Origin of the sequence: Pseudomonas juntendi, from assembly GCF_009932375.1 — a bacterium.
GTDB classification, from domain to species: Bacteria; Pseudomonadota; Gammaproteobacteria; order Pseudomonadales; family Pseudomonadaceae; genus Aquipseudomonas; species Aquipseudomonas juntendi.
On record NZ_BLJG01000527.1, the window covers coordinates 1 to 336 of the forward strand.

Genomic DNA, 336 nt, shown 5'->3' on the forward strand with positions numbered 1-336 from the left:
ATTCAGCGTCACCACCTGCTGATAAGTCCGGTTAACTTTCTGCGTGGTGGCGTTATCCTTCAGGGTCGCTTCCCGTGTGCAAAAATTTTCCACCTGCAGGTCGCGCTCGCAGGTATGGTTTGTGAACTCGCTGCAGTTCACAACCTGGGCGGTACAGGCCTGTCCGGTATCGCCGACAATGCTGTCGGCACGGGATTCTGTATCCTTTGCGGCCTGAATAAACGGCGCATCCTGAGATATCTGATCCGGTGGCCGGTTCGTGAACGACTCCGTAACCGCTTTGCCTGTGTCCCCCTGGCTGAACTCCAGGGCTGAACCGCTTTTCAGAGAGCTGTC

1 pseudogene is annotated in these 336 nt (G+C 56.2%); it reads right to left on the bottom strand.

Features of this window, described 5'->3' with window-relative positions:
* A pseudogene (locus GYA94_RS27080) lies at positions 1–336 on the bottom strand (type-F conjugative transfer system mating-pair stabilization protein TraN); the annotation flags it as partial.